Source organism: Paenibacillus dendritiformis, from assembly GCF_015845845.1.
Lineage (GTDB): Bacteria > Bacillota > Bacilli > Paenibacillales > Paenibacillaceae > Paenibacillus_B > Paenibacillus_B dendritiformis_C.
The window spans coordinates 50208-59471 of the sequence record NZ_LDIG01000106.1 but is presented as its reverse complement, the minus strand read 5'-3'; the positions used below and the strand labels follow the sequence as shown (position 1 = coordinate 59471).

7 protein-coding genes and 1 other RNA gene are annotated in these 9264 nt (G+C 56.6%); 1 reads left to right on the top strand and 7 read right to left on the bottom strand.

Going from position 1 to position 9264, the window contains the following annotated elements; all coding sequences use genetic code 11:
• The first annotated feature begins 425 nt into the window (after positions 1-425).
• The gene (locus ABD76_RS09275) at positions 426-2333 is read left to right on the top strand and encodes a S8 family peptidase (protein WP_197256249.1); all 1908 of its coding nucleotides are present in this window, start codon (positions 426-428) and stop codon (positions 2331-2333) included.
• A gap of 65 nt (positions 2334-2398) precedes the next feature.
• On the opposite strand, the gene rnpB is transcribed toward ABD76_RS09275, so the two are convergent.
• From rnpB to ABD76_RS09240, 7 genes are all read right to left on the bottom strand, one after another.
• Positions 2399-2805: RNase P RNA component class A (gene rnpB, locus ABD76_RS09270), an RNA gene on the bottom strand.
• A gap of 54 nt (positions 2806-2859) precedes the next feature.
• Complete coding sequence (locus ABD76_RS09265) at positions 2860-3975, bottom strand: Nif3-like dinuclear metal center hexameric protein (RefSeq protein WP_197256247.1); 1116 nt, start codon at positions 3973-3975, stop codon at positions 2860-2862.
• Positions 3951-4724, bottom strand: a complete 774-nt coding sequence (locus ABD76_RS09260) for a tRNA (adenine(22)-N(1))-methyltransferase TrmK (RefSeq protein WP_197256238.1) — start codon at positions 4722-4724, stop codon at positions 3951-3953. Before ABD76_RS09260 ends, ABD76_RS09265 begins: the two co-directional genes overlap by 25 nt.
• Positions 4684-5571: a hypothetical protein gene (locus ABD76_RS09255; protein WP_197256236.1), complete on the bottom strand. Its 888-nt coding sequence runs from the start codon at positions 5569-5571 to the stop codon at positions 4684-4686. The genes ABD76_RS09260 and ABD76_RS09255 overlap by 41 nt, the downstream gene beginning before the upstream one ends.
• Before the next feature lie 142 nt (positions 5572-5713).
• Positions 5714-6838, bottom strand: coding sequence for an RNA polymerase sigma factor RpoD (rpoD, locus tag ABD76_RS09250; protein ID WP_197256234.1), 1125 nt, complete (start codon positions 6836-6838; stop codon positions 5714-5716).
• Between the two features lie 35 nt (positions 6839-6873).
• Positions 6874-8739 (bottom strand): DNA primase, encoded by a 1866-nt coding sequence (gene dnaG, locus ABD76_RS09245; protein WP_197256232.1) that lies wholly within the window; start codon positions 8737-8739, stop codon positions 6874-6876.
• Positions 8740-8761: 22 nt separating this feature from the next.
• Positions 8762-9241: a YaiI/YqxD family protein gene (locus ABD76_RS09240; RefSeq protein WP_242069476.1), complete on the bottom strand. Its 480-nt coding sequence runs from the start codon at positions 9239-9241 to the stop codon at positions 8762-8764.
• Between the last annotated feature and the right edge of the window lie 23 nt (positions 9242-9264).

The window sequence follows — 9264 nt, the reverse complement described above, 5'->3', positions numbered from 1 at the left end:
ATGCCAGACAAACGAAGCTCCGCTTCGGAAGACATAGTCCATGGTTTCAGACATTCCAGCGCATTTACGGGACCTTGTCGGGATAATAGATTGCGAACCTATGTTTCCGTTCAAGCTTTGCACAAGGGAAGCTTTGTTTCGTGATGTCTTTTTCAAGTGAATCGAGTCATCACCTCTGCTTTCTGCGCCTATCGTTACAGCTGATAGTGATGGTTCTCTTATTCGTAACCCTTTCACGGATTCAGGTAACAGCAAAAAGGTACTGGTCCGCAACCAATGTTTGGCTTCCTTGAGCCATCCGAATAATTTGGCCCGCAACATCTCAAGCTAAAGCCAAATCTTCCATGCCCCGCGCTCCGGAGACAATAATCTTCAGTGTGGCTGGAGCAGATGATGGATACGGCCCGGACAAGGAGGAACATCATATGTTGAAACCCCGCCATTGGGTAGGCATTGCCGCTCTGGGAACGGCAGTTCTGGCCATACCGTTGCTGTGGTCCGGAAACCGCGCTCCGGTGGAGAACGGACGTACTGCCGCGATGCAGGAAACTCATATCAAAAATCAGGTCCTTCAACAGGATATGCGCTTCACGGAGCGCTTGTTCGCCATGGACGCCCGCAGAGACATCGATGCGGCCCTTGAAGAGTGGCACGGGCAAACATCGAAGCAGATGAATACGCTCGCCGAGGAATTCATTCAAGCGCATCCCCATTTCGCTTATATGAAATGGATCGATTTTGGCAAGGGGACGGAATGGGTCAAAGGGAAACTGCCGCAGGATACGACGCGAACTGGCAATCAAAAGCTGACGGAGCAGTTGAAGATCGCCGAATCGTCCGTCAAAAAGCAGCAATCGTACGTATCCCCGCAGGTGACCCTCCAAGGCAAGCATCATATCGTCATGGGGATACCGGCCCCCGGCAAGAAGCATGCCATCGTGGCTCTCGTGAATCAGCATGTCATTCAGACCGTGCGCAAGCTTCAGCAGAAAAATTTGCGCCTCGTCCCTTATCCGCCCGAATCCAAGTTCCGGGTCAAATCCGTGGATGCCGAGTCGATGCGGGATGTGAAGGTGAAGGATGGCGAAGACAATGCCGGAACGAGCCATTACTATGAGAACGAAGTCGTGGTGCGGTTCCGGGACGAGCCGACGGCGGATGCGTTGAAGCGCATGATGCGGGAGACCGGAAGCGAACAGCCGCGCAAGCACAGGATCGGAGCCACTTATGTGTTCCGCTCCCATTGGATGACCGCGGAACAAATGACTCAATATTTCGCCCAATACGATCCGCTGTATGTCGAGCCCCATTTTTTGTACATGACGAACGGGGAGAACCGCCCAACCAGCGTATTGCCGTTTGTCGGCAACGAGCCGGCCGGCGTGGCGGTCGAAGAACCGAACGACATCTTGTACAAGCCCTATCAATGGAACTTGCCCAGCATTCAGACGAACCGGGGCTGGTCCATCAGCAAAGGGGCGGACAATGTCATCATCGGGATCGTCGATACCGGGGTCGATTTGAAGCATCATGATCTGAAGGGCCGGCTGCTGAACGGCTATAATGTGTTCGATCCGGGGGCTCCGCCGCAGGACGATGTCGGCCACGGGACCCATGTGGCCGGCATTATCGGAGCCAATGTGAATAATCGGGAAGGCGTCGCAGGCATGACCTGGACGAATCCGATCCTGCCGGTCAAGGCGCTGGACAGCACCGGTTCAGGAACGACCTATTCGGTCGCGGAAGGGATTATTTGGGCCACCGATAACGGAGCCAAGGTCATTAACCTGAGCCTTGGCAACTATGTGGACGGGGCCTTTCTCCATGATGCCGTCAAATACGCCTTCGATCGCGATGTCGTACTCATTGCCGCGACCGGCAACGATAACACGAAGCGCCCGGGCTACCCGGCAGCATACCCCGAAGTCTTCGCCGTCTCTGCGACCGACGCCAATGACAAGCGCGCTTCTTATTCCAATTACGGCAATTACGTCGATGTCGTGGCCCCCGGAACCTCGATCGCCAGCACCTACCCGAACAATCAATATGCCGCCTTGTCAGGCACGTCCATGGCCTCTCCGCATGTGACGGCGCTGGCGGCGCTGATTCGTTCGATCAACCCCGGGCTCAAAAATACCGAGGTGTACGAGATTATGCGCCAGAGCGCTACGGATCTCGGCACGCCAGGCAAGGACATCGATTTCGGCTACGGAAAAATCGATGTCGCCCGCGCGTTGAGCATGGCGGAGCAGGGCAACTCCTCCCTGTCCCTGTACCCGCAAAACATCGAGCGCAAGCTGAACCGCTTCATCTCCCGCTTCATCGGCATGTAAAAATGTAAAACACCCGCAGGATATCCCTGCGGGTGTGTTCGTATAATTCATGAAAAGTTGCAGCTACGGAAAGCTTGCCATAAGCCGGGTTCTGTACTCATCGTGGTATCGCGGGGGCAACCCTTCCACTACTAAGCGACAATCATCTATCTAGGCTGTGCATTGCTGCACCGCTCAAGCGACCAACCCAGACGCGCCTCGGGCCGAGGCTGCCTGTACAGACAGGCATGCGTCCCATTAGGTCTTGCTCCAGATGGGGTTTACCAGGAACGAAGTCACCAGCGTTCCTCGTGGTCTCTTACACCACGGTTCCACCCTTGCCTGTGCCGTCATGAAGACGGCCATCGGCGGTCCATTTCTGTGGCACTATCCTTCAGCTTGCGCTGACTGGACGTTATCCAGCATCCTTGCCCTATGGAGCCCGGACTTTCCTCTCGTGACGCAAGTCACCAGCGATTGTCTGTCAAACTTTCCGACAACAATCGTTAGTATACTAGGTTCCGGCCAGAAACTCAACCAGTAAGTTTTACATAAATTGAAACGGTTCGGTATTTACGGAGGAAGCATGGAAGACCGTCTTCACGCCCTGCTTGTCAGCGGCCTGCTGCAGGCGCGAAGCGACATCCTCCTTCATCATCTTCTCGGCGTTATGCCCCGGATCGATGATGGCGAGACCCGCAGCCAGGGCATCTTGCGCCGTATGATAATCGATATCGCCGGTGACGAGGACGTCGGCACCGTGCAACAGCGCATGCCGCACATAGCGGGAGCCGGAGCCGCCCAGCACGGCGATCTTCTTCACTTCGCGATTCAGGCTTCCTACGACGCGCACATGCGGCACGTCGAAAGCCTTCTTCACCTGCTCGGCAAAGGCTTGCAGTGTCAAAGGAGCCGGCAGCTTGCCCACCCGGCCAAGTCCATAAACCGTCCCTTTCAGATCGACCGGATACAGATCATAGGCCACCTCCTCGTAGGGATGGGCCTTGAACATCGCCTGCAGCACCCGGCCGCGGCGCGACTTCGGAACGATCGTCTCGATGCGCACTTCCTCGACGGACTCCAGCTTCCCGGATTCGCCGATGAACGGGTTGGTTCCCTCCTGCGGCCGGAACGTTCCCGTTCCCGGCTGCGAGAAACTGCAATGGCTGTACGCCCCGATATGACCGGCCCCGGCATCCAGGATCGCCATCCGCACCGAATCGGCATGGGTGGTCGGCACGAAGACGACCAGCTTCTGCAGCGGCTCCTCGTGAAGCTTCTCCAGCACCTCCACCTCGGCGAGTTGAAGCCGATCGGCCATCAGATCGTTCATCCCGCCCGGAGCAACATCATAGTTCGTATGAGAAATGTAGACCGCGATATCATGCTTGATCAGCTTCTCCATCAGTTTGCCGGCCGGCGTGTCGGTCTGCAAGTGGGGAAGCGGCCGATAAATAATGGCGTGATGGGCAATAATCAGTTCCGCCTCCAGCCGTATCGCCTCATCGACGACCTCTTCGGTCACGTCCAGGGCCACAAGCACCCGGGACACCTTTTTGTTCAGCGTGCCCAATTGCAGGCCGATGCGGTCCTCGGGAACCGCCATCGATTTGGGAGCGAGCTGCTCCATCCATTGAATTACGGTTTGCGCGTGTGCATACATGCCAATATCGCCTCCAATTGTGCCAGGCTGTCCGCGAACATCGCGCGGCGCTGTCTGGCTTCTTTCGTCGCAGCCTGCTCCATCGTGCGCAGAATGCGCTCTCTTTTGCGAACTTCCAGCCGCCACTTCTTCATGAACTCCGGCGTTGGCGCTGCCGACAGCATCGGGCCGAGCTGCACCAGCCATTCCTCCGTCAATGTCACCTGCGCGTTCAACTCGCGGGGAGCGTACAAGCGTCGATCATGCTGTACGGCCTCTTCCATGCTGCGCGCGCGTTCGGCCAGCAGCACCTCATACAGCTTGCCGTCTTCCTCGATCAAAGCTTCCTCCATCAGATTCCAGCCTTCCCGGCGCAGCCAGGCTCTGACATGGGCCTCGCCGACATTCGGCTGCAGCACCAAGCGGGCCACTCCCGCCAGCTTTGCCGGATCGGCCGACAAGATCTGTACGATCAGCCCGCCGCCCATGCCCGCGATCGAGATGACATCGACCTCGCCGGGCGAGATGACGGCCAATCCGTCTCCCCGCCGCACGCTTACCCGATCACTTAACCGGGCGCCTTCAATCTGACGGCAGGCCGCCTCATAGGGCCCTTGATTCACCTCGCCGGCCACCGCCAGCTCAATTCGTTGTTGTTCCGCCAAATAGGCCGGCAGCAATGCATGATCCGAGCCGATATCGGCCAGACGGCTTCCCGCCGGCACCCAATCAGCGATCTGCTGCAGCCGCTTGGACAGTTTGATGTTCACGTATCCATTTCACCCACTGTTTTCTGAAATAAAAAGCACTACACCATAAGATGATCCATTTTCCCAACAGGAAGGACAGCAGCTCTTGATCCGATGCCAGTTGACTCCATGGGCGAGCCGCAGCCCAGACTGCCTCCGGCATGAACCACAGTCCGGCGGAGGCGATCAGAAGGCCTGCCGCGACCCTCGGAGACAGGCGGTGTACCGCCCATGCCATCCAGACGAACAAGCCGCTCTCCGGCAGCCACAGCCATTGGCTCTCGCCTAGGGTCAGATCCGGCATCACGATCCGGAGGACGCAGCCGTAAGCGGCCGCGGCATGCAGCCAGCCCGCTCCCTGCATCAGCCCGGAACGAGCCGGCATGCCGCACAGCATCCAGAGAAGCGCAGAGGCAACGAGCCAGACCGCGGTCGGCAGCCACCAGGCGGTCCATCCCTGGGCCTGCAGCACAAGCCAGCCGCCTCCGGACAGCGTCAAGCAAGCCATCAGCGCCCGGCCGCGCGACCTCCGCAGGCTCGTCTTCCGGCTCGACCATGCCAAGGCGGCCAGCAGGAGCGCAGGGGCCGCAATGACGCTAATTTGCATTGGGGCCGCAAAAGCGGTAAAATGAATTCCGATAATACAAAACAATACAAAAATGATAAAAACAACCATCCAAGTCGTTGGCCGCGAGGAGGCGATACGATCCGGCCAGGAACGAACGGTCTCACTCGATCCTTCCTCCTGCGCATCCAGGGGCACATCGTACAGCTGCGCCAGGAAATTGCAATAGGCTGCAGGCAGCAGCCGGTTGTTCCGCCAGCGGGCGATCTCCTGGGCCATCCATTGGCGTTGCTGAGGATCCATTGCCTGTACACCTCCAGGAACGTCATGCCGCCGTCCTGCCTTGCAGGCAGATTGGCCGAGGACAGCGGCTCCTAAGCTGCTTCCTCTATGCAAAAGACCTTCGTCACGCCGGCAAGGGCGTCGGAAGGTCTCTTGCACACCATTATTCTAGGAAATCTTTTAACCGCTTGCTGCGGCTTGGGTGACGCAGCTTGCGGAGAGCCTTCGCCTCGATTTGACGAATCCGCTCGCGCGTAACGCCAAAGACTTTGCCGACTTCTTCTAGCGTTCTCGTCCGGCCGTCGTCCAGGCCGAAGCGCAGGCGAAGCACATTTTCCTCGCGCTCGGTGAGCGTGTCAAGCACATCCTCCAACTGCTCCTTCAGCAGCTCGTACGCGGCTGCGTCCGCCGGAGCCAGAGCTTCCTGATCCTCGATGAAATCGCCCAGATGCGAGTCGTCCTCTTCGCCGATTGGCGTCTCCAAGGATACCGGCTCCTGTGCGATCTTCATAATCTCGCGCACCTTCTCTACGCTCAATTCCATCTCGGCCGCAATCTCTTCCGGCGTCGGTTCGCGCCCCAGCTCCTGAAGCAGTTGACGAGATACGCGAACCAGCTTGTTGATCGTCTCGACCATATGAACCGGAATCCGGATCGTGCGCGCCTGATCCGCGATCGCCCGGGTAATCGCTTGGCGAATCCACCAGGTCGCATAGGTGCTGAATTTATATCCTTTGCTGTGGTCGAATTTCTCCACCGCTTTGATAAGCCCCATATTTCCTTCTTGAATCAGATCCAGGAACAGCATGCCTCTCCCGACATAACGCTTGGCAATGCTGACGACCAGCCGCAGATTGGCCTCGGTCAAGCGCTTCTTCGCTTCCGAATCGCCCTGCTCAATCCGCTTGGCAAGTTCAATTTCCTCTTCGGCCGACAAGAGCGGAACACGGCCGATCTCTTTAAGGTACATCCGAACCGGGTCATTGATTTTGATGCCCGGCGGCAGAGACAGATCATCATCAAAATGAAAATCGTCCGAATCATCATTATCGCGGTCGTTGGCACGAACGCCCATTTCATCATCGGCTTCACTTACTTCAATACCCAGATCGGAGAGCTGCTCGTAGAACTCATCCATTTGTTCCGGGTCTTGGTCGAACGTCGCCATTTTCTCGGCTATCTCTTTGTAGCTGAGCGATCCTCGCTTTTTGCCGAGTTCAATCAACTGGTCCTTCGCCTGTTCCAGCGCCGTTTCCGTTTCAAGTCCAGTATGTTGATCATTCGCCATTTTCCGACTCCCTCCTCCCTAGAATCCTCCGCCTGCTACCGCTTCAGTTCTTGCTCTAGGGCTATAATTTCTTGTGCGATTTGCGCCGCGCGCAATACTTCGCCGGAACGTTCCGCTTGCACCATTTCTTCTCTTTTGCGCTCGATCTCGCGCTGTCTGGGCACTTTAAGAATCTGCATAATATAATCATCCAGCAGCTCGGTATCATAACGAAGAGATACTTCGGAGAGCGATATGGAGGCAGCGACTTTCTCCAAGCGTTCGTCATGCAATGTTGCCAGGAACCGGCTGAAATCCGGCTCCTTGCCTTGCGCGTAATAAGCATATAGATAAGCGGCAAGTGCCGCATGATCATCTACGTTAAACCGATCACCAAGATGCCGCTCCACGTAATCGGCAACCTCGATATCCTGGAACATGAGAGCCAGCAGGCTCCGCTCCGCATAGACATAGGCCGGGCGCAGCGCAGGCTGGGCAATGGTACGCTTATCATTTCTACCATTATTCCACCAATTGTCGTGATTATCCCCGTGCCCGTTCATTTTTTGCCGCTGTCTTATCGTGGCGCACTCCTGCTTGAGCGCGTCGAACGACGACTCGCCCTGCAAATCAAGCTGCTGCGCCAGCTCCTTCAAATGAAGCTCGCGTTCCACCGGCGATTCAACCGCCGCTATGACGCGCATCGCTTCATCCTTGAAGCGCCGCTTCCCGTCATCCTCTAGCAGTATATGATTCCTCCGCAAAGAAATAAGCTTGAATTTCGTAGGAGTGACCGCCGCTGCCGTTACGGCATGACGGAACCGTTCGGCGCCATGCGCCTTAATGAAGTCGTCGGGATCCATCCGGTCGGGAATCATGGCTACCGCAACGTGAAGCCCTGCCTCCTCCAGCATCGGGATCGCCTTCATCGCCGCGGCTTGTCCGGCATCATCGCCGTCGTAGCACAATGTCACGCTGTCCGCCATCCGCTTCATCAGGGTAATATGATCGGGCGTCAGCGCCGTCCCCATGGTCGCCACCGCATGATGCACTTCGGCGTCCCAGGCTTGGATGACATCCGCATATCCTTCGAACAGAATGATATGGCCGGTTCGCTTAATATAAGGCCGCGCATGATGCAAGTTGTAGAGCACTTTGGATTTGTTGAACAGCATCGTCTCGGGCGAGTTCAAATACTTGGGTTGTCCTTCTCCCAATATTCGGCCGGCAAAAGCGATCGATTGGCCATTCCGGTTCCAGATCGGGAACATAACCCGGTCCCGGAAGCGATCGACATAACCGCTGCCGTTCTGCCGCTTCGAGACAAGACCGCCCTTTTCCATGGCTTCCAGGTCGAATTCGCGCTTGGCGAGCAGTTGTACCAGCGTATCCCACTGCGGAGGGGCATACCCTATCTGAAATTGCTCGATCAGCTTGTCATGGATTCCCCGGTTACGCAAATATTGGAGGGCAGCCTGACCATGCGTCGTATTCATTAAAATATAATGGTACAGCTTCGCCGCAAGCTCATGAGCCTCGATCAACCGCTCCTTCGCCTCATGGTAAGGATCCCGTTCGGCCTTCGCGTATCCCGTCCCCCAAGTTACCGCTATGTTCGCCGCTTCGGCGAGCCGCCGAACCGCCTCCGGAAAAGAATATCCTTCAATGCCCATCATAAAGTGAATGACATTGCCGCTCTTGCCGCAGCCGTAGCAGTGGAAAATCTGCTTCTCCGGCGTAACGGTGAAGGAGGGCGTCTTCTCCGAATGGAACGGACACAATCCCTTCAAATACTTACCGTGCTTCGACAAATGGACATATTGGCCGACGACATCCACAATGTCATTGCGCTGCAGCACTTCATCCAGCACTTCGTCGGGAATCAGTCCGTAATTGCTCACTGTTCGTCCAACCACCTTCATCTAAACACGTATTACTATTTCGCTACGGGCTCAATTTCTCCTGCTCCCGCTGCAAAAGTTTTGTCAACTTATGTTGGAAGCTGATCCGGTCCTGTTCGCTCATCGCCCGGGGCCCCTTCGTGCGAAGTCCCGCCCTGCGGACCTTGGCCGAAAAATGCCGCCTCGACAAATATTCATCCACATTATCCGCGGTCAACTCGCCGCCCCGCGGCATCAATACGGAAGCTCCGCGCGGCAGACAGAGCGCGGCCAACCCATAGTCGCTTGTCACGACTATGTCTCCTGACCGCGCTGCATTCGCGATATAGATATCCGCCGCCTGGAACGCCTGATCGACAAATACGGTATGAATGTCGTAGTTCGCCAACTGCCAATCCGGGGCAAACGCCGCATAGGAAGCGACAAACAAAACGGCGGCCTCCTGCTCCAGCGCAGCGGCGATAATCTCGTTTTTGACCGGGCAGGCATCGGCATCCACCAAAATACGAAGCTTGTCAGACATGCGACTCACCCATTTCATAAAGA